Source organism: Bradyrhizobium sp. (assembly GCF_035701725.1).
Lineage (GTDB): Bacteria > Pseudomonadota > Alphaproteobacteria > Rhizobiales > Xanthobacteraceae > Bradyrhizobium.
This window is the reverse complement of record NZ_DASSRP010000080.1, coordinates 1-18,695: the sequence shown is the minus strand read 5'-3', so window position 1 is coordinate 18,695 and position 18,695 is coordinate 1. Positions and strand designations below refer to the sequence as shown.

Below are 18,695 nucleotides of genomic sequence, written 5' to 3'. Positions count from 1 at the left end.
GCGCGCCGCAAGTGCAGGAGCCGTCTCCCGCCGGAGAAGAAACCGGGGCGTTCGTCCCGCACTTCCGGTGCCCAGCGCGACGCGAAACGGCCTCAGCGCTTTTGGGGGTGCTGAGGCCGTCATGCGTCGATCCCGATCAGGCGCACGCCGGGATCAGCCCATCCTTGCAGATGTCATGACGAGCCGCATTTTCATAGGTGAATCACCCGCGGCTGATGGTCGGCGGTCTCCTCGTGCCCACGATCCGTCGGCATCGAGAAGTCAGCGCGAATCGACAGGCCAGGGAGAAACGGCTCCGCCGGGTTGGATCGACGGAGCCGCTGATGGTAGGCCGGGTGCTTGAGGGGGAGTCTCCGGGACCATCCGGCGCATTCCTAGGCGGCGGTTGTCGAAGAGTCTGTGTCGTGGTTCACAGATGCGCGTGTTCGGTTGCGCAACATCCCGCGAGTGAAACGACGCTCGTCGTTGCTCGCGCCCATCAACGCGCCGATGATAAGCAGCATCGGCATCGGAATTCGGCTCGATCCTTCCTTGTAGCCGTCGCGCTCGTCGTCTTCGTGCCCCGCACGATCTCGCGCGAGAATGCGGATTCTCCCCGACGGCCGGCTTCATTGAGAATGGGACACCTCATGATTTGTTCTGCGATGACGCACGTAGCAGATACCGCCGCGGACGAATGTGAGTTTTCTCACACCGGCCGCCTGGCGCGCTTCCCGCTTTCAGTTGCGCTGGGTGATGCGCCTTGAACCCGTTGACGGTGTCGGTAGACCCAATCAAAGACCGGGCATTTCAGGGGCCTCGGTGACCAAGCCGGCGCCGTCCAAGCGAACATATTCCGCTCGGACGGCGCTGTGCTTTCAGGCCTGTGCGGTGGTTGGCCAAAACCCGAAGGCGGGGAAACGAGAAGATCTGGAATAAAAAGCCCCACCGCGCTGAGAACGCGGCAGGGCCAATCTAATCCGTCTTGGGGGGCATTCTCCGAGGCGGACCCGCGCGATTCTAGTGGCCCGAGCTTACGCCTGCCTTACACGCAAGAGGCGACCGGCAGGCGCGGCAGATCATCCGAACCGGGACAGGGATGTATCGCCGTCTCGGCGTGATGGGATCGGCGCTAAACCGGTCGAGGCGAACTAAAATCGCAGGCCATTGTCCGCCGACGACGGCCAGCACCGGACCGCCCAGCAACAAGCCGGCGCGCCAGCCTGCGCGGCCCCAGAGGCACTTTTTGAGTAGCGCGTGCAGTCGCGTTCGGGCGTTAGCTCACCCCGTCGCGTAGAGCTGACCCACAGGGCCACAATTTTAATTGCGCGGCAGGGGTCGTCGGCTTGTTGTAAACTGGGTCGACGACCCCACCCGGAGCAGCATCCTCCCCTACCCGGCCCGTCTTTGCCAAGCGACCGGCTCGCGTAACCGCCCCGTTGCCAAAGCATGCCTCGAGCGCGGCTGTTCTGCAGCAGTCGGAGCAAATTCGCCTCTCCGTGCGGGCCGAAAGGTCAGCAATTTCCTGAAATCAATGCTACGATCCATGCCGCGCGCTTGCCCTGTGGGTCGCGCGATTCGACGCCGATCGCGAGTTGATGATGACAGTGCACGCCCCCAAGCTTCTCACTCCCGAAGAATTTGCCTCGCTGATCGAAATCGCGATTGCGGCCGACAGCCCGACGGTGCCCCCGCACCACCTGTCGAAGCTCGTCAGCCTCGGCTATGTCCTTGAAACCGCAAAGGGTCCTCGCGTGACCGGCGATGGCCTGGTCCGGATTACGGAAAGCGAATAAAGTCTGAACGGCGTGCCCGTAACCTTCCGGAATTGATCCACAACGGGATTGGGCCTCATATGGAACCGTTTCGAAAGGGGCTGTCAGGCCCAGCGGGCGGTTTCTTTGTAGGTCTGTATCATGCCGCGCTATTTCTTTCGCATTCGCAACGGCCGCTATTCCGGGGCCTCCGAACAGGGCATTGAGCTCGCCGACCGCAATGCGGCCTGGGAGGAGCTGACCCGATCCTGCGCCGACATGGTCGGCGGAATCTGCCGCAAGCTCGGCCAGAATACGCAGTGGGAAATGGAGCTGCTGGACGAGCGCAAGGAGCCGGTGTTCCGGATTTGCCTGGTGGCGGACTCGCTGGAAACCAAGCCGAAGTCGGCGGTCAAGAAACGCCAGCCTTGCAACGAGCGATCCTGAAGGGATCGCCCCTTCTCGTCGGAAGCTGAACACTTGCGCCGCGAGTTCGCGGCTAAATGCGATGCAGCTAGTTCGCGGATGCGCCGCCCGCCGTGCTCTTGGCCTTTGATTTGGCCGTCGAAGCGGATTTCGCGGGTGCCGATGGCGCATCGCTGCGCACACCTCCCCAGGGATCGGCGGGCGCCTTCTGATCCGGGATCTTCTTCAAAGAATCCTTGTAGGCCTTCTCTTGCGCCGCCTCGGCATTCTTTTCGTCCTCGGTCTTGCTCGGCTTGTCCTGCAGCAAGTTCAATTTCGGGATTTGCGCAAAAGCCGGCGAAGCCAGCAGCATGATCGCGGCCGCAAGGCGTACAGCCTTCATGGAAAACTCCCTGGAGCACCGATTTCGAAGTTCGCAAACTGTTGAAGCGCCTCTGATGCGAACTTCGAAATCAAAGGAGCTCTAGCCAACATGGGCTGTTCAGGCGGCCAACATATCACCGCGTCCGCACCTGCGCCAAGCGCACTAGAGGGGGTCGGATTTGCAGGATTTTTGCGACGGAAACCAGTCGTCCCAGACCGGACCGCACTTGGTGCAGCCGTTCAACAGCAAAGCGAAGACAATCACGCCCGCGATTGTTGCCAAACGTTGCAGCATTTCAAAACCCACCCCTGGTGTGCCGATTTCCGCACATGATAAAGTGCACTACACGGGAATTTCAAGCACGGCCCCTCGCATTCGATCGTCGCGCCGCGCTAGGATCGAGCGATGCGGCGGCGGGCGGCGATCTCTTTCATCATCACGATGACGGCTACAGCGTTGGTGCTTTCGGGCTGCGGCATCGCCGACAGCCGGTCGCCGCTTCCGCTGCCCGATTTCATGCGCGCCAAAGCCGCCGATCCGCCGCCACTCGAACAGCCGCCCGACGTCAGACGCGTGGTCCGCGAAAAACTCGACCAGGTCTTCGTCGCCCAGTCCAATCCGCAAAACGTGCAGGTCACGGAAGCACGGCACGAACTCCGTGGGCTCGGCTGGTACGCCTGCGTCAAAGCCGATCTGACGTCGGCCACCGGCAAGCCGCTCGGCGAGGAGACCTATCGCATCTCGATCAACAGCGGCGTCATCATCGACCGGCGGCGCGCTTTACCCGAGGATAACTGCACCGCCGAATCCTATCAGCCGATCTGAGCGAGTGGGCTTAGAGATCAGCCCCAATGCCCGAGCCGCAATGCCACGCTCATGGTGGCTTCGCGCAACTCGTCGGCGAGCTTGCGGTCCTCGATCGCGCGCGCCAGCACCATGCCGCCGAGACAGAGCGCGGTGAGCGAAAGCGCCACCTGCCGCGAAGGCTGCCCGTTGGGGCTCATGCCCTTCTCGAAGGTGTCGACCATCATCCGCAGCGCTGCCTCCTGGGCTTCCCGCACGGACTGATCGGTTCGCGAGACATCATTGGGCAGGCCGATCAGCGGGCAACTGGCTTCGAGATCTTCCACATGCTGGTGCGAGAGATAGTCGCGCAACAGCGTGACCGCGCTGTCGGAAGCCTTCTCGGAGTTTTCGATGACGCCCTGCTTCTCGCTGACGAAGCAGCTGATCGCTTCCGCATAGAGCTCGCTCTTGCTCTGGAAGTAGCTGTAAAAGCCTCCGCGCGTCATTCCCGCGCCGGCCATGATGTCGTCGATCGACGCCGCGGTGAAACCGTGGCGGTTGAAGAGTTGCAATGCACTCTGAATGATTTTCTGCCGCACTTGCTCGCGGTGTTGAGTCTGGACTCCCATGTCACCCCCACAACCGCGCTGAAATGGCGTTCAACGCGATCTGTTCAAAACCTTCGATCCTTGTTTGCTCAGTCATTTTCGTCCTGATGGGTTTCGTCCCCGCTGCCATTCATTGATGCCTACCCGTGGACAAGGACTGATTCAGGAGCGCGAACATTCCCGAGATCACGGAAATGTAATCGCGCGACGGGCGGAAGTTTCCGGAGTGGCTCAGCTGCGTCACACCTGCTCGCGCCCTCCACCGGGGCGAAATCAGCCGGACAGGACCCCGAGCCGGAAAACGAGGGAACCGCCGACAGGCCCGGCCGGCAACAAGCGCATCGTCAATGGCCGGTTAACGATAAAGATCAAATTGAATCCCTGGGCCAACAGCATCTTCCGAAGTTTCCGCTAGCTTCGGGCGTCAAGGACGCCAAACGCGCGGGATGTCGGGCCCGCATTGCATGTCGATGAGGAAAGCGGGACGTGGCTGAAGCGGCTGACATGACGGGGCCGTCGCGCGCGCCGGCCGCGGATGGGGTGGATACCCGCGCGCCGATGGCCGCCGCAGCTCCCGTTTGCCAGCCTGAGGGCTTCACGGCACTGAGCTCGGTCTCCGTCGCGGCATGGCGCGCGCTTGCCGAGCAGGCGATTGAACCAAACGGTTACTATCTTCCGGCCTGGGAGCTCGCCGTGAACGCATCGGCGCGCGGCCGGACCAGGGTCTCGGCGCTGGCCGCCTGGCGCAGCGAGCCCGCCGGCGCATTGGCTCCGGTTCAGCCCAGCGAAGCTGCGTCCAATGAAGCGCCACGACTGATCGGCCTGCTGCCGGTCGTCTCATTGTGGCGCGCCTGCGGAATTCCGCTGCCGGCGCTGGCGAGCGCAAGCCCCTACGGCACGCTGTGCACGCCGCTACTGGACCGCACACTTGGCGAGGATGCCGCCAAGACCCTGATGGATGAGGCACGGCTTGCGGGCGCGCATGCGCTGGTCCTGCGTGACGTCTCGATCGGCGGCGCGGCGATGAAAGCCTTCACCCAGGCGCTGCGGCACCACTCGCTGCGCCCGATCGTCCTGCACGCACACTTGCGCGCGTGCCTTGACGCCAGGCGCGACGCCGACGAGCTGCTGCGCGATGCGCTGAGCGCCAAGAAGCTGAAGGAGCTGCGGCGTCAGCGCAATCGCCTCGCCGAACATGGCGCGGTGCGATTTACGGTCGCGCGCAGCGTCGACGAAGTCAGCCGCGCGGTCGAGGTGTTTCTTGCGCTCGAAGCCAGCGGCTGGAAAGGCAAGCGCGGCACCGCGCTTTTCCAGAACGAAGGCGATCTGAACTTCATTCGCAACGCGACGCGGGGCCTTGCCGAGACCGGTCAGTGCGAAATCGTGACCATGCATGTCGCCGACACACCGGTGGCCGCCGCGGTCGTGCTTCGGCATCTCGACCGCGCCTTCTACTTCAAGCTCGGCATCGACGAGGCGTTCTCGAAATTCTCGCCCGGCGTTCAGCTCACGCTCGACCTGACGCGGCATCTGTGCCGCGAGTCGGTGATCGCAACCGCCGACTCCACGGCGAGCGCCGACCATCCCATGATCAATCCGATCTGGCGCGGCCGGCTGAAGATCGGGGATGTCATCATTCCGCTGCGGCGCAACGATCCGGTGGTCACCGCGATTCACGCGGCGCTGGCCGCGCGGCATCATATACGCGAAGTCGCGCGCCGCGCGCTCAACCGCTTGCGCGCCAGCTAATTCCTGTCCGATCTTACGTCGTGATATCGAGCAGCGACTTGGTCGTGTCGGAATAGGCTTGAACGACTTTCGCGTTCGCCGCGAAGCTGTATTTGGCGACCAGCAGCTGCACGAACTGGCTGGCGAGATCGACATTCGGCGCCGCGACCAGGCCATCCTGGTTGGCGAACGGCGCGTTCGGATCATACTGCGGGACAAAGCCCGGCGAGACCGTCGAGACCGTTGCGGCCACGCCGCCTGGCGTCGAGCCGCTGGTTTGATCGACCTGGTCGACCTGCAGGGGCACATAGACCGCCGGAAAACCCGAAAGCCCGCCGGCACCGGCTGACGCGCCCGAACCGCCCGCAGCAGGCAGCGGCCCGGTTGTCGAGGCATTGGCGATATTGCTGGCGGCGACGGTGAGGCGCAGGCTCGCCGCATTAAGCCCGGATGTCGCAATCGAGAGTGTGCTCATGCCCTCTCGTGTAACGAACAAACCATACCTCGGTATTCACCCGATCGCTAAAATACCACGCACCGGATTTCGGTTACGATAACCAATTCAGGCGGTGGCAGCCTGCGCGTTCACTTCCGCCGAGACCTGACGGATGGCGGCGGCGAGTTGCTCGGGAGCCTGCGCGCCCGAGATCGCATATTTCTGTGCAAACACGAAGGTCGGCACGCCGGAAATGCCTTTGGCTGCGGCTTCCTCCGCCTGCGCCGAAACCAGCGCAACGTCTTCGTCGGTGGCAAGGCGGGCGCGGACCTGCTCGGCATCGAGCCCGACATCGGCCGCCGCCTGTACCAGCACGTTGCTATCGGTCAGATCGCCGCCGTCGCGGAAATAAAGCTCCATCAACCGTTGCTTCATCTCAGCCGCCTTGCCCTCGGCCTCGGCCCAATGGATCAGGCGATGACAATCGATCGTGTTCGGTTGCCGCTTCACGAGGTCCGGCCGGTAAGTAAGCCCCTCCTCGCCCGCAGCCGCGACGACGCGGCCGGCAATGCCCTTATAGGCATCGACCGAGCCGAACTTGGTGGTGAGATAATCCTCACGGCTGATGCCCTCGCGCGGGACCCAAGGATTGAGAAAGAACGGCCGCCAGTGCACTTCGACGGGAATGTCGCTCACCAGCGTCAGCGCGTTCTCGATCCGGCGCTTGCCGATATAGCACCAAGGGCAGACGACGTCGGAAACGATGTCCAGGCGAACCGGCTTCAAGGCGCTCATGAGGCTGCTCCTAGCATAACGGTTCCCGAGAGATAGGCCGGGCTAGGCCCCTTCACAAGCCGCCTATCGCAGGCTGGCGGCCAATACCCGCATACGCTCGGCGGTGAACTCGTCGGCCGGGAAAAACGTCTCCAGCGCCAGTTCCGACAAGGTAACGTCGACCGGCGTGCCGAAGATCATCGTCGCCGACATGAAGCTGAGCACGTCGCCGCCGAAGCGGAGCTTGAACGGAATGGCGACGCCATCGGGCGGCAGGGGCGCCGAGCGCGCCGGGATCGGGTAGGATTTCAGCTCTTCATAGAGCGTGATCAGACCGGGATCGGCGGTGAGCTCGCACTGGCGGTGCAGGCGCTCCAGCAGATGCCCGCACCATTCGGCGACATTCACTGTGTGCCGCGCCAGCGCCTCCGGATGAAACGCGAGCCGCATGATGTTGACCGGCGGCGTCAGCAAACGCTGCGGTACGCTCGCCAAGAGCGGCGCCACCATGCGGTTGGCCGAGACCAGATTCCAGTGCCGGTCATAGGCAAGCGCCGGGTTCGGCTCGTGCGCGCGCAGCATCCACTCGATCGCCGCGCGCGCCGATTTCAGCGCCGGATCATCGAGCGGACGCTGCGGAAACGCCGGTGCAAATCCCGCCGCCACCAGCAAGACATTGCGTTCGCGCAAGGGCACGTCGAGCCGCTCCGCCAGTTTGAGCACCATGTCGCGCGACGGCGCCGCGCGGCCGGTCTCGACAAAACTCAGGTGACGCGTCGAGATCTCGGCATCCTCGGCCAGATCGAGCTGACTCAAATGCCGCCGCAGCCGCCACTGCCGCAAATGTTCGCCGATAGGAACGGGCTCGGCCTGGCCCGCATTGGCCGCTGCGGAATGCAAACTCATGCTGCGAACGCTATCACGCTCGCTTCAGAGCTTCCATTACCTGCGACGTAATGGATCGGCCTCTTGCGCGCGGGCATCGTGGTCAGAGAGGAGATGACGTGCCGGACGGCGCGCTGATCCATCTCCCGACTCTCTTGGATGGAGAACCACGATGATGATCCCCTCCCTCTTCCTGCGCCGCGCGCTCCAGGTCGATGCCGTCTTCAGCGGCGCGGGCGCGGTGATGTTCAGCCTTGGCGGCGGACTGCTCGCGCCGCTGTGCAATCTGCCGGAAGCGCTGCTGCGCGAGACCGGCCTGTTCCTGATCGCCTATGCGGCGTTCGTCGGCTGGCTGGGCTTGCGCGACTCGATACCCCGCATCCTCGTCGGCCTCGTCGTCATCGGCAATGCGGCCTGGGCGTTGGCGAGCATCGCGCTGCTGTTCAGCGGCCAGGTCGCGCCGAACCTGCTCGGCGAAGCCTTGATCGCTGCCCAAGCCATCGTCGTCGGCGCGCTCGCCGAACTGCAATTCATCGGCCTGCGGCGAAGCCGCGACCTGGTGGTGGCCTGAGACCAAGGCCGGACGTCTCATCCGGTCGCCGCGGAAGCTATTTCGCGGCGACCTGTTCGCGGCGAAACCTTTCGCCGAGCCCAAGCAACACGCCGTTCGCGCCGGCGACGCCGAGCTCGAGGCTTGCAGCGATCCGGCGCGCGCGCTCGACAAAATGGGCAGCCGCCTCCGGCGGACAGACCTCGCTGGCGGTCGCCTCGAACAGCTGAAGCCAGCGGTCGAAATGCGCCGCATCGACCGGCAACGGCAAATGCTTTGGCATCGGCGCGCCGTGATAGCGGCCGGACATCAGCGCCACCGAGGACCAGAACGCGCACATCTGCTGCAAATGCGGCTGCCAATCGCGGATGCGCGCTTCAAAGATCGGCGCCAGCATCGCATCGGCGCGCACGCGATCATAGAACGTGTGCACCAGGCGTTCGATCATCGCCTCGGTGATACCGGTCCGCGACGTAATGTCGGCAACAATCTGCTCGCGGCGTTCAACTGCCGTCATCGTCTCTTCCTGGAACATGGGCTAAGCGTTGATGCTGCTTATTTATGCGCCTCGCACCGCTTTGCAACGATTGGCTATGGATTGGCGACGAGAACCGCTTGCGGGCGCGCCGGTGCGGCCTTCACCGGGAACCCGGCCCCCGCGTGACCCTTACGCCGACGCCTGCTGGGCTTCGTTCATGGCCGGCGCGGGAACCGCAGCGCTCGGTGTCGCGAACACCGCCGACGTTTCCGCCGTCACCGCGGCGCTATCGCCGTCCACGGACGTTGCCGGCTGCGGGACCGCTCGCTGAGATTTCGGACGGCCGCGCCGCGCAGCGGCTGCAACGCTCGCCCGCGCGCCGCTCGCGACCTTGCGCTTGGCCGGCCGGCTATCGGCGCGTACGGTCGGCGCCTTGGACTTGCTGTCGAGCTTGCGCTTGCGGTCGGGCTTGAGTTCGAGCTTCGGCTTGCTCTTCTTGGTCTTCTCTTTGGCCTTCTCGGCGGCCTTCTTGTCGGCAGCCCGCTTGGCCTTGGCGCGTTCGGCGGCGCGTTTTTCCGCCTCTTTCCTCGCCTTCCGCTCGGCCTTTTTCTGTTCCTTGGCCTTGAGCCGCAACCGCTCCGCGCGGGCTTCGGCGCGCTTCTTCTTGCGCTTTTTCTCGCAGGCGTCGCACTTGCAGCCGATCGGCTTCAGATAGGCTTTGAAATAATCGGTGCCGTAATCGTAGTTGATCTCCTCGCCCGGCTCGATGTTCTTGATCGCGCGAATGAAAACCTTGCGCTTGCGCGGGCGGACATCGCTTTCGGCGTTGGGCTTGCAGGCGTGATTGATGTAGCGGGCGATGTTTTCGCGCACCGAGCCGTCGATGGTCCAGCGGTTGGTGAGTTCGAACAGGTATTTGTTCTCGATCGCGTCGTCTTTTTTCTTCTTGGAATCCAGAAGCGGCCCGAAATACCGGATGATCTTGGTGCCCTTCTTGATCCGCCGGGTGGCGAAGAGGCCAAGCCCGGTGCGGGAACGGCCGATGCGATAGGGTTTTTTCTTGGAGATTTCAGGCATGAGGGGGTGACAACTACGCCAAGCCAGAGGAAGCAACGGATCGAGAGCCGGAAGGTTCTAGGACGATTCCATGCAAATGTCAGGCCTTTCGCAGCCTCTGCCGCGACCCTTCCCCACATTTGCTGGTAGAAAAGATACACTATAAGCGTTGCGAGGCTCAAAAACTCTTCATCAGGAGACGCGCCCATGGCCGTGGACGGAAACTGGAACATCACGATGTCGACGCCAATGGGCGATCGCGAGGCGACGCTGAGCCTGAAGAGCGACGGGAGCACGCTGACCGGCACGCAGGCCGCCGAAGGCAATTCCGCCGAGATCTTTGACGGCACGGCCAATGGCGATGATCTGTCGTGGAAGGTCTCGATCACCAATCCGATGCCGCTGACGTTGGAATTCACCGGCAAGGTCTCCGGCGACAGTATTTCCGGCGAAATGGGCATCGGCCCGATGGGCAGCTTTCCGTTCACGGGAAAGCGGGCGTAACAAACCCGGTCTCCCGCAGAACACATTTCTTCTTCTCCTCCTTGCGGCGTCGTGGCTCAAAGAGCGCGCGGGTGAGCGGCTCCCGTTCGATCGAATTTCGCCAGCAATGCTGCCACGGCGGCGAGGATAGCAAGGCCCGCGGCGACGACCACGGTCTGCGAGGCGAGATTATTCCAGCCGGCGCCGAGAAGCGCGTGGGCGGCAAACGAGAGCAGCACGCTGAGACAGTAGACCGCCAGCGAATATTCGCCACACTGGACCAGCGGGCGCAGCAGGCGCGTGCTCAACACCGAAAGGTCGCCCGGAAGAAGCCGCCAGCACAGCAGTGCGAGCGCGAGGAAATGGAATAGCCGCAGGACATCCAGATCGCCCTTCTCGATCGGATAGATCAACTCCGCGATCGCCCTCGGCACATAGGCCTCGAGCGCGTGGAAACGCCAGCTCAACGTGACGAACAAACTCAACAACAGATAGGCCGCGGCCGCGCCCGCCAGGACCGGCGATGTGAGCACGCGAGGCCGCTTCTCGGCGGGCGTCATGCCCCACCACATGCCGATCACATAGATGAGCTGCCAGTTTAGCGGATTGAAGAAGATATCGCCCTTCGGATAAGCCGCGATCGACCAGTCCAGCGAGTGGGACACAGCATAGAGCAGCACCGATGCGATCAGGGTCAGTGTCGGCCACAGCATCATCGCGGGCAGGATCAACACCAGCGCGAAATGCAGCATAACCATCAGCAGCAAGGGGTCGAGGTTGACCGGCGTGTATCTCAACATCGCCGCTTGAGATATGGTCTCAAGCGGGTTGACGAAGAAGATGGTGAGATTGGCCTGATCGAGCAGGCCAGGTTGCCGAATGGCAAAGAGAGCGACCTCGGCCAGAAGCAGCGCGATGGTGACAATTTGCGCGGCGTAAATTTCGATGGCGCGACGCAGGACCCGCAACAACGCAATCCCCAGGCCGGAATACGCGGCAAGCCCCCCATAGACTCTTCCCGATGCGAGCCCTGACAAGAAGACGAGAATCTCCGCGGCGTCGCTGAACCCGAAGTTTCTGGGGGTGAAATTATTGAAATAAACCTCGGGGATATGGTCGACAAAGATCAACCAAAGCGAAAGACCGCGAAACAGGTCGATCCGCAAGTCACGCACGCCCGGAAGCCAGATGAAATTCGATAACGGCGCACCAGATTCAGCAAGTTTGCTAGTGCCCATGAGTTTCCGATGTTCGCGATGGGCGTGCGGCCACTAGTGTGACATCATGAGGCAAAACGGCGCCTCATCCAACAGCCCACGCGTCATGCCGCCGAATACCCACTCGCCGAGCCGGCTGTGGCCGTAAGCTCCGGTCACGATCAAATCGGCGCCCTGGTCTTTTGCCACGCGAACGAGCTGATGCGCATCCGATTCCGCCATGTGAACGCGCACATCGGTTTCGGCTTTGACGCGGTGCCGCCCGAGATGCGCGGCAACGTCGCGGACGCGCCGTCGCGCGGCGTCCTGCTCGTTCGAGGTGCAGATCTCGACAATCGACACCCGGGACGCCCGCTTCAGGAACGGCAGCGCATCATGGACGGCAAGGCGCGCCTCCCGCGTATCCTTCCAGCCGATCACGATCCGATCGGCCTGCAATTCATGCACATGCTCCGGCACCAGAACGGTCGGCCGTCCCATCCGCAACACCGCTTCGGCCGGATCGATCAGACGATAGGGATCTACTTTCCGGTAGCTGCTCTTGAGCACGACCAGATCGGCCGCCCTCGCCTCGTTCGCGAGATAATCGAGCGGATATTCCAGATTCCAACGCCACGCCACCCGCCCGGCCGGCAGACCGACGACATCCCGAAACCACCGTTCCTTTTCGGCAAGCTCGGTTTTCATCCGCTTGATGTCCTCGGTCGTGGTCTCCTGAATGATGACGCCCTCGGCGACGAAGTCGGGCTCAATGGCAGACGCGGAAACGCCGATGACGGACGCCTCGAATTTCGCGGCGACGGATCGCGCCACGCGCACCTGCTCCTCTGCCTGTTGCGCAGGATCGACATAAACCATGACTGTCGCGACCGACATAATCGTGCTCTCCGCTAATGATCTATTTTTCGTACAGCCAGCGCATCAGCCGTTGACATAGATCAAGCAGCGACGCATCGGCACGACACGTCGCCAGCAATTCACCATGATCGTCCCGGGCGAGCTGCCGCGGCTGGACGAACTCAGCACCACGACAGCTGCCCGGGCGCTCGTTCCAGCAATTCGCGAATATTGGCCTCGATAATCCGATAGCCAACATTCCCGGTCAGGCGCTGCCGGCCTTCGTTGAACAGAAGCGTTGGGCTTGCGGTGATCGATTGGGCGCGGGCGAATTCAAGGTCGCCGACCAAGGTGGCATGCGCTGCGCCGGTGGCGAAGGCTTCCTCGATATCGGCAACGGGCAGATTGATCGATTCCGCGATTTCGAGCAGCACCTTTGCCCGCGAGACATCGCGACCGTGCCGAAAGAAAGCCTCGCGCACCGCCCAAGCGGCTCGATCCCCGGCACCGGGGACGATTTTGCCGGAAGTCTCCGTGCATCGGACGGCACACAAAAAAAGATGGGCGGGCATTGAGGATCTGGGAACGTCGATATTCCACGTATTCTCATGAAGTTCGACATGGCCGAACCTTTCGACGATTTCCCGTACATGGCTTCGATACGCGGCAAGGCCACCGCGCTCGCGCCACGCGGTTTCAATCTTGCTCACGACGTCGCCGAAGACGTGAAAATAGCGGCTATCGAGTTCGGCAGCGTCCTTGAAATTGGCTTTCAATTCGTCGATGCGGACCTGCGAGACGTAAGCCCACACGCACAAAGCGTCGGTAAAGTAGGTAATCTTGACGCGATCCATTGCTACGTCTCTTCTTGACTGCGACCCGCGGCCGCGTTTGCGACGCTTATCGTTGAAGAACATATGTGCCGGGTGCAGCGCATAGCGGGACGATACCGCGCGCCGGCGCTCCCGTGCCGGGCGGTGCGACGCGTTGAGCGTCGCTGTTGGCGAACAACCAGCGTACCCATTCAGGCCACCATGAGCCTTCCATCCGCTTCGCGCGCGAGCGCCATGTCGAGGCGCCGACATAGCGGTCGCCGGGCTGACGGGTCGCGACGTCGTAGTGACGCCCTTTATGGCCCGGCTCCGAGACGATACCCGTGTTGTGGCCGCCATTGGTCAGCAGAAAAGTGAGCTCGTTGTCGGTGAAGAGATGAGCCTTGTAAACCGACTGCCACGGCGCAATGTGATCGGTCTCCGTCCCCACGACGAACATGGGCACGCGCAGATCCTTGAGTGCGACGACGCTGCCCTCGACGGCAAATCGCCCGGCGGTGAGCCGATTTTCCAAAAACAGTCCGCGCAGATATTGCGAGTGCATCAGGTAGGGCAACCGCGTGGAATCGGCATTCCAGGCCATCAGATCACTCACCGCCTCCCGGTCACCTAGCAGGTAGTTGCGCGTCGCCTTTGACCAGATCAGATCGTCGCTGCGAAGGGTCCGAAACGCTGCACTCATCTGGGCGGAATCGAGTACGCCCTGGTCCCACATCATGTCCTCGAGAAAGGCGACCTGGCTTTCATCGACGAACAGCATGAGTTCGCCGGCCTCGCTAAAGTCCGTTTGGCCTGCAAGCAAGGTCACCGTCTTAAGGCGATCGTCGCCGTCGCGCGCCATGGTGGCCGCGGCAACCGCCAGCAACGTGCCGCCCAGACAATAGCCGCATGCGTGAACCTTCCGGTTCGGCACCACGGCATTGACCACGGAAAGTGCTGCCATGACACCCGCGGTGCGGTAAGCATCGAGCGAGACGTCGCGGTCGGATGGGGTCGGATTACGCCACGAAATGACAAAGACGGTGATGCCGCGATCGACCAGGTACTGCACCAGCGAACGGTCCGGCGCGAGGTCGAGAACGTAGTATTTCATGATCCAGGCGGGGACGATCAGGACGGGCTCGGCCAGAACATTCGGCGTCTTCGGATGGTACTGGATCAATTCCATCAGTTCGTTTCGGAAAACGACCTCGCCTGCGGTAGCCGCGAGAGTTTCGCCGACCCGGTATTGCGAGTCTGGCTTCGGCGGCGCCATCGCCATAGCCTGCACCCAGTCCTCCCAGAAATTCCGCATGCCGCGAGTAAGATTGGCACCACCCTCCTTGATCGTGCGGTCGATGACTTCCGGGTTCATCCACGCCACATTGGAAGGAGAGAACGCGTCGAGATATTGATGGATCATGAACCCAACCCGTTCGGCGTCTCGCGCTTTCATGCCGCGCAACGGTCGCGTGGCGCTTCGCCACCATTCTTCCTGGGCCAGGAACGCCTGCTGCCACCACAGAAAAGGATTTTTTTGCCAGGCTTCGTTATCGAAACGATGATCGATTGGTTCCGGCTTGAGCAAGGGTACGGCGCTGCCGGTCATGAGCGAGGCAAGCCTTGTCGCCAGCACAATGCCGAGCGCCACCAATTCGACCTGCCGGCCCGGCGCGCGCAGGAAATGCGAATACAAATCGAACCAGGCGCTCGCTTCCGCGTGCGGCGAAACGCCTGCGGTCAACCGCGCGATCATGCTGCGGCCGACGCGATCGAGCGTCTCGAACGACGGCAAATTGGCCACAGGCGACGGGGGCGGTGGGCACGGCTTTGGCTGTGTCGATACCACCGGCAGTCGCCGGACAGAATGTAAGCTTTCGACCGTTTCGGCCATGATTACCCGCCTGCGAACATGGAGGAAATTGCTTAACTCACTGCAGTCCAAGCGTCTTGACCTCGATCAATCAAATGCGCGGAAGCCGCCCCTCCGCGGCTTCAGCAGTTCCGTCGCCGCAAGAACCAGCAGCGCCGCGCCTGTCGTCAGCGCCAGATCATCGGCGTGCAGCGGGCCGAAGTGAAACAACTGCCGTAGCGGCGAGAGCGTCAAGCACAGGCCCAGCAGCAGGCAAACCCCAAGCAGGATCGACACCAGCGCCACATTGGGACGAAGCAGCGCCTTCCCCAAAGAAGGGCTGAAGGAGCGGTTCACGAGAATTAAGCCAAAGATCCCAAGGACGAGCGTCACGAAGGTAAGCGCTCTCACTTCATCTTCCGGCATGGCGTTCCGAGTCGCGAGAACGAAAATGGCGCCGACCATCGCGAAGGTCAGCGTGCCTTGCACCGCGCCCCAGATGATCAGGCGCAGAGGTAGCAGCGGCTCCGCTGGCGAACGGGGCGGCCGGCGCATGACATTCTCCTCCTCTTTCTCGGCCTCGAACACCAGCGAGCAAACCGGGTCGATAATCAATTCGAGAAAGGCAATATGGAGCGGACCGAAAATGATCGGCAGGCCGATGATCAGCGGCAGCAGCGCCAGTCCCGCGATGGGTACGTGAACGGCCACAATGAACGTCATTGCCTTGCGGAGGTTGTCGTAGATGCGCCGACCCAGCCGGATCGCGGTAGCGATCGATCCGAAATCATCGTCAAGCAGCACGATCGATGAGGCTTCGCGTGCGACATCAGTGCCGCGGCCGCCCATGGCAACGCCGATATGCGCAGCTTTCAGCGAGGGGGCATCGTTGACACCGTCGCCGGTCATGGCGACGATCTGCCCATCGGCTTTCAACGCTTCCACAATGCGCAGCTTTTGTTCGGGCACGATCCGCGCGAATATCGAACAGGTCCGGAGCCGCGAAATCAGCTCGGCATCCGTACAGCGGGCGACGGCATCACCCGTCATTGTTTCGTTACCGGCAAGTCCTGCCTGGCGAGCGATGGCCAGAGCCGTCGCCGGATAGTCGCCGGTTATCATCACGATTCTGATGCCGGCCGACTGGCATTGCCGCACCGCTTCCGGAACGCTTGCCCGCAGCGGATCGGCAAACCCGACAAGGCCAAGTAACTCGAAGGAAACAGCGGCCGGAGTATCGGGCAAAACTGTTCCAACATGCTGGCCACGCGCGACGGCCAGAACGCGCATCCCATCCGCCGCCATGGCATCGACGGAAGCCTTGAGATCACCGCGCTCCTGATCCGAAAGCCGACACAGACGCCCGATGGCTTCGGGTGCGCCTTTCGTCGCCACGATGAACGGGCCGCCGTCATGGGGCGCCCAGACATTCGTCACCGCAAGGAGTTCTGGCCTCAGGCCGTAGCTTTTTGCAAGCGATGTCTTGGCTGCCAGCGGACGGCCCTCGGGAAGCAATATAGCTGAAAGATCGTGAAGCGCCTTTTCCATGGGGTCGGATGAATCCGGCGCGCTGGCCAGAACGCCAAACGTCGCGATCTGGTAGAAGCTCTTGGCTAGCGGGTCCGGGTCGCCGTTGCGCCATTTGCCCTGCGGCGTTCTCAGTTCAGCGACGGACATACGGTTCTCCGTCAGCGTGCCGGTCTTGTCCGTACAAAGTACGGTCGCCGAGCCGAGCACCTCGATGGCGGTCGAGCGCCGCGTCAACACGCGGGCTCGCGAAATTCGCCAGGCCCCCATGGCCATGAACACTGTCAGCACCACCGGAAATTCCTCCGGCAACATCGACATGCCGATGGTGATGCCGGCGAGAAGTGCTTCCAGCCATCCGCCGCGAAAAAGTCCATAGAGAACCATGACAAGCAGGCTGATCGCGCCGCCGCCGATTGCCGCAAGCCGGACCAGATCGCGCGTTTGGGTCTGAAGTCTGGGGGGTTCTGTCTCGATGCTGTGAAGCAATCGTCCGATCTTGCCCATCTCGCTTCTGGATCCGGTCGCAACCACCTCAGCGAGCCCACTGCCCCGGACCACAAGCGAGCCGGAATAGACGTATGGCGACTCCTCGCCGCCGGGAGGTGCAATGCGTGGTAAGGAATCGCGCGACGGCCGCTTGCTCACCGGAACAGACTCGCCGGTCAGCAGCGATTCGTCGGCTTGCAGATCCTGCGATTCGATCAGCCGCGCATCGGCCGGAACACGATCGCCCTCCGACACAACGATCAGATCACCCCGCGCGACATCGCGTCCGGCAATCCGCTTGCGCTCACCGTCACGAATGACCAGTGCGCGCGGACTTGCGAGATTGCGCAAGGCATCGAGGACGCGCTCGGTTCGCGTTTCCTGGACGACCGTAATGAAGATCGACAGCATCGCGAAGGCAAGCAGGATAAGCGCCTCCTTCAGATCGCCGAGAAGTACGTAGATGGCTCCGCCGCCGAGCAGCAAAGCAAACATCGGCTCGCGCAGTATCTCCATCACGATGCGGAACGGAGTGCGGCGATCCGGTTGAGGTAGTTCGTTCAGGCCTTCAGCGTCAAGCCGGGCCTGCGCCTCGGCTTCGCTGAGACCGCGCGGGGACGACACCACGCTCATCTGACAGCGGAGGTTTGGTCGGAAGCTCTTCCTCGCGGACTGGAGCCTTGCCGGGTGTATGGCTTCTTCTCAATGGCCGCAGCCGAAAGCCTCCGGTAGAGGTCACGTCGACGTGCGATTGGCCACCAATCGTACAGGAAGATCTCGAGCGGGCGCCAATTCGCGACCCATCCCAGGATCAGGAAGCTTTCTTCCACGATCCTCCTGGACGGCGCGTCGGCGACAAATCCGGACACGAGATTTGCCGCGAGCAGACAAGCAATCAGAATCGCGACGCCTATCGCAAGCGATCTCCGGCCGATCCGAAACAGCTCGTTGAGGTCGCCTTGAATGGCGGTTGCCCGATCCGCGAGGTATTTGCCGAGCGCATCCGGCAAGTCTCGCGCCAGGTCAGTTTGGGCTTCATCATCCGGAAAGTGAATGATAACCCTGAATGGCCGGTCAGCCGGCAATTCCCTGGCCCATCCCACGATATATTCTTCGGCCTCCCGGTCGAGGTCCTTCTCCCGAAATGGAAACGGATCAAGCGTGTGGAAAAGCTGAGCGATCTCATCGACGCGGATCTCGATGATGTTTTCAGCATTTTTCGAGGTCATCGGTTCGTCCGAGAATTCCCACCCGCCCTTGCCGCCGACTAATGCGAGAACAGAATGGGAAGCAGAGGCTTCGACAGCATGCTTTTCGTTGCGCCGCCAAGAATGAATTCGCGGAAGCGGGAGTGGCCGTAGGCGCCCATCACCAGCAAATCAGCCTTGCAAGCGGCGGCCTCGCGGTTGAGCACCTCGCCGATCGGGCGCCCCGCAGCATGGACCTGGTCGATGATGACCTCGATACCGTGCCGCGACAGGTTCTTGGCGAGTTCTTCCGATGAATGGCGGGTGCCGAGAACCTTTTCGTGGGTGACGGTGAGGATGCGCACGGTCCTGGCCTTCTCCAGCACCGGAAGGGCGTCGGCGACGGCGCGCGCGGCCGAGCGGCTGAAATCCCATGCCACCACGACCGTGTTCAGCGCAAACGGGCC

The 18,695-nt window shown here is 62.4% G+C and carries 19 protein-coding genes and 1 pseudogene; 7 read left to right on the top strand and 13 right to left on the bottom strand.

From position 1 onward, the window contains the following. Nucleotides 1–1,580 precede the first annotated feature (1,580 nt). Both VFL62_RS04205 and VFL62_RS04200 read left to right on the top strand, forming a co-directional pair. Nucleotides 1,581–1,775, top strand: a complete 195-nt coding sequence (locus VFL62_RS04205; protein ID WP_325171118.1) for a hypothetical protein — start codon at nt 1,581–1,583, stop codon at nt 1,773–1,775. A 120-nt stretch (nt 1,776–1,895) separates the two neighbouring features. Beyond that, a complete protein-coding gene (locus tag VFL62_RS04200; RefSeq protein ID WP_325171117.1) occupies nt 1,896–2,180 on the top strand; it encodes a DUF6894 family protein in 285 nt (94 codons plus the stop codon). 67 nt (nt 2,181–2,247) lie between these two features. On the opposite strand, the gene VFL62_RS04195 is transcribed toward VFL62_RS04200, so the two are convergent. Beyond that, nucleotides 2,248–2,541, bottom strand: coding sequence for a hypothetical protein (locus tag VFL62_RS04195; protein ID WP_325171116.1), 294 nt, complete (start codon nt 2,539–2,541; stop codon nt 2,248–2,250). Nucleotides 2,542–2,928: 387 nt separating this feature from the next. Here VFL62_RS04195 and VFL62_RS04190 point away from each other — a divergent pair, with 387 nt between their 5' ends. Further along, on the top strand, nt 2,929–3,348 hold the full coding sequence (locus VFL62_RS04190; RefSeq protein WP_325171115.1) for a hypothetical protein: 420 nt from the start codon (nt 2,929–2,931) through the stop codon (nt 3,346–3,348). 17 nt (nt 3,349–3,365) lie between these two features. Here VFL62_RS04190 and VFL62_RS04185 read toward each other — a convergent pair whose 3' ends face one another. Beyond that, a complete protein-coding gene (locus VFL62_RS04185; RefSeq protein ID WP_325171114.1) occupies nt 3,366–3,938 on the bottom strand; it encodes a TetR/AcrR family transcriptional regulator in 573 nt (190 codons plus the stop codon). 483 nt (nt 3,939–4,421) lie between these two features. On the opposite strand from VFL62_RS04185, the gene VFL62_RS04180 reads away from it, so the two are divergent. Then, the gene (locus VFL62_RS04180) at nt 4,422–5,666 is read left to right on the top strand and encodes a GNAT family N-acetyltransferase (protein ID WP_414644599.1); all 1,245 of its coding nucleotides are present in this window, start codon (nt 4,422–4,424) and stop codon (nt 5,664–5,666) included. Between the two features lie 13 nt (nt 5,667–5,679). On the opposite strand, the gene VFL62_RS04175 is transcribed toward VFL62_RS04180, so the two are convergent. From VFL62_RS04175 to VFL62_RS04165, 3 genes are all read right to left on the bottom strand, one after another. After that, nucleotides 5,680–6,120 (bottom strand): flagellar basal body rod protein FlgC, encoded by a 441-nt coding sequence (locus tag VFL62_RS04175; protein ID WP_325171113.1) that lies wholly within the window; start codon nt 6,118–6,120, stop codon nt 5,680–5,682. Nucleotides 6,121–6,207: 87 nt separating this feature from the next. Continuing rightward, entirely contained in the window at nt 6,208–6,876 is a 669-nt protein-coding gene (locus VFL62_RS04170) for a DsbA family oxidoreductase (RefSeq protein WP_325171112.1), read from the bottom strand. A 63-nt stretch (nt 6,877–6,939) separates the two neighbouring features. Beyond that, nucleotides 6,940–7,761 carry a helix-turn-helix transcriptional regulator gene (locus VFL62_RS04165; RefSeq protein WP_325171111.1) on the bottom strand — a complete coding sequence of 274 codons (822 nt, stop codon included), beginning with the start codon at nt 7,759–7,761 and terminating at the stop codon, nt 6,940–6,942. A gap of 151 nt (nt 7,762–7,912) precedes the next feature. Here VFL62_RS04165 and VFL62_RS04160 point away from each other — a divergent pair, with 151 nt between their 5' ends. Next, nucleotides 7,913–8,311 (top strand): hypothetical protein, encoded by a 399-nt coding sequence (locus VFL62_RS04160; protein ID WP_325171110.1) that lies wholly within the window; start codon nt 7,913–7,915, stop codon nt 8,309–8,311. A 37-nt stretch (nt 8,312–8,348) separates the two neighbouring features. On the opposite strand, the gene VFL62_RS04155 is transcribed toward VFL62_RS04160, so the two are convergent. Together VFL62_RS04155 and VFL62_RS04150 are read right to left on the bottom strand one after the other, a co-directional pair. Further along, nucleotides 8,349–8,807 carry a group III truncated hemoglobin gene (locus VFL62_RS04155; protein ID WP_325171109.1) on the bottom strand — a complete coding sequence of 153 codons (459 nt, stop codon included), beginning with the start codon at nt 8,805–8,807 and terminating at the stop codon, nt 8,349–8,351. Between the two features lie 537 nt (nt 8,808–9,344). Continuing rightward, nucleotides 9,345–9,845: pseudogene (locus VFL62_RS04150) on the bottom strand (SET domain-containing protein); the annotation flags it as partial. Nucleotides 9,846–10,031: 186 nt separating this feature from the next. On the opposite strand from VFL62_RS04150, the gene VFL62_RS04145 reads away from it, so the two are divergent. Continuing rightward, nucleotides 10,032–10,328 carry a hypothetical protein gene (locus tag VFL62_RS04145; protein WP_325171108.1) on the top strand — a complete coding sequence of 99 codons (297 nt, stop codon included), beginning with the start codon at nt 10,032–10,034 and terminating at the stop codon, nt 10,326–10,328. 56 nt (nt 10,329–10,384) lie between these two features. On the opposite strand, the gene VFL62_RS04140 is transcribed toward VFL62_RS04145, so the two are convergent. The 5 genes from VFL62_RS04140 to VFL62_RS04120 all read right to left on the bottom strand — a co-directional run bounded on the left by VFL62_RS04140 (nt 10,385) and on the right by VFL62_RS04120 (nt 17,674). Continuing rightward, complete coding sequence (locus VFL62_RS04140; RefSeq protein WP_325171107.1) at nt 10,385–11,482, bottom strand: OpgC domain-containing protein; 1,098 nt, start codon at nt 11,480–11,482, stop codon at nt 10,385–10,387. 96 nt (nt 11,483–11,578) lie between these two features. Further along, nucleotides 11,579–12,400 (bottom strand): universal stress protein, encoded by an 822-nt coding sequence (locus tag VFL62_RS04135; protein WP_325171106.1) that lies wholly within the window; start codon nt 12,398–12,400, stop codon nt 11,579–11,581. A gap of 143 nt (nt 12,401–12,543) precedes the next feature. Beyond that, entirely contained in the window at nt 12,544–13,215 is a 672-nt protein-coding gene (locus VFL62_RS04130) for a DsbA family oxidoreductase (RefSeq protein ID WP_325171105.1), read from the bottom strand. 46 nt (nt 13,216–13,261) lie between these two features. Beyond that, nucleotides 13,262–15,022, bottom strand: a complete 1,761-nt coding sequence (locus VFL62_RS04125) for a PHA/PHB synthase family protein (RefSeq protein WP_325171104.1) — start codon at nt 15,020–15,022, stop codon at nt 13,262–13,264. A gap of 111 nt (nt 15,023–15,133) precedes the next feature. Continuing rightward, entirely contained in the window at nt 15,134–17,674 is a 2,541-nt protein-coding gene (locus VFL62_RS04120; RefSeq protein ID WP_325171103.1) for a cation-translocating P-type ATPase, read from the bottom strand. A gap of 47 nt (nt 17,675–17,721) precedes the next feature. Here VFL62_RS04120 and VFL62_RS04115 point away from each other — a divergent pair, with 47 nt between their 5' ends. Further along, the gene (locus VFL62_RS04115; protein WP_325171102.1) at nt 17,722–18,312 is read left to right on the top strand and encodes a hypothetical protein; all 591 of its coding nucleotides are present in this window, start codon (nt 17,722–17,724) and stop codon (nt 18,310–18,312) included. Here VFL62_RS04115 and VFL62_RS04110 read toward each other — a convergent pair. After that, on the bottom strand, nt 18,309–18,695 hold a 387-nt coding region (locus VFL62_RS04110), incomplete at its 5' end, for a universal stress protein (RefSeq protein WP_325171101.1). The genes VFL62_RS04115 and VFL62_RS04110 overlap by 4 nt on opposite strands.

Bases quoted from the DNA above. Each gene is read 5' to 3' on its own strand.
- VFL62_RS04120 (WP_325171103.1), bottom strand. From the start codon at position 17,674: ATGAGCGTGGTGTCGTCCCCGCGCGGTCTCAGCGAAGCCGAGGCGCAG.
- VFL62_RS04145 (WP_325171108.1), top strand. From the start codon at position 10,032: ATGGCCGTGGACGGAAACTGGAACATCACGATGTCGACGCCAATGGGC.
- VFL62_RS04165 (WP_325171111.1), bottom strand. From the start codon at position 7,761: ATGAGTTTGCATTCCGCAGCGGCCAATGCGGGCCAGGCCGAGCCCGTT.
- VFL62_RS04205 (WP_325171118.1), top strand. From the start codon at position 1,581: ATGACAGTGCACGCCCCCAAGCTTCTCACTCCCGAAGAATTTGCCTCG.
- VFL62_RS04200 (WP_325171117.1), top strand. From the start codon at position 1,896: ATGCCGCGCTATTTCTTTCGCATTCGCAACGGCCGCTATTCCGGGGCC.
- VFL62_RS04185 (WP_325171114.1), bottom strand. From the start codon at position 3,938: ATGGGAGTCCAGACTCAACACCGCGAGCAAGTGCGGCAGAAAATCATT.
- VFL62_RS04180 (WP_414644599.1), top strand. From the start codon at position 4,422: ATGACGGGGCCGTCGCGCGCGCCGGCCGCGGATGGGGTGGATACCCGC.
- VFL62_RS04170 (WP_325171112.1), bottom strand. From the start codon at position 6,876: ATGAGCGCCTTGAAGCCGGTTCGCCTGGACATCGTTTCCGACGTCGTC.
- VFL62_RS04195 (WP_325171116.1), bottom strand. From the start codon at position 2,541: ATGAAGGCTGTACGCCTTGCGGCCGCGATCATGCTGCTGGCTTCGCCG.
- VFL62_RS04135 (WP_325171106.1), bottom strand. From the start codon at position 12,400: ATGTCGGTCGCGACAGTCATGGTTTATGTCGATCCTGCGCAACAGGCA.
- VFL62_RS04175 (WP_325171113.1), bottom strand. From the start codon at position 6,120: ATGAGCACACTCTCGATTGCGACATCCGGGCTTAATGCGGCGAGCCTG.
- VFL62_RS04155 (WP_325171109.1), bottom strand. From the start codon at position 8,807: ATGACGGCAGTTGAACGCCGCGAGCAGATTGTTGCCGACATTACGTCG.
- VFL62_RS04160 (WP_325171110.1), top strand. From the start codon at position 7,913: ATGATGATCCCCTCCCTCTTCCTGCGCCGCGCGCTCCAGGTCGATGCC.
- VFL62_RS04130 (WP_325171105.1), bottom strand. From the start codon at position 13,215: ATGGATCGCGTCAAGATTACCTACTTTACCGACGCTTTGTGCGTGTGG.
- VFL62_RS04190 (WP_325171115.1), top strand. From the start codon at position 2,929: ATGCGGCGGCGGGCGGCGATCTCTTTCATCATCACGATGACGGCTACA.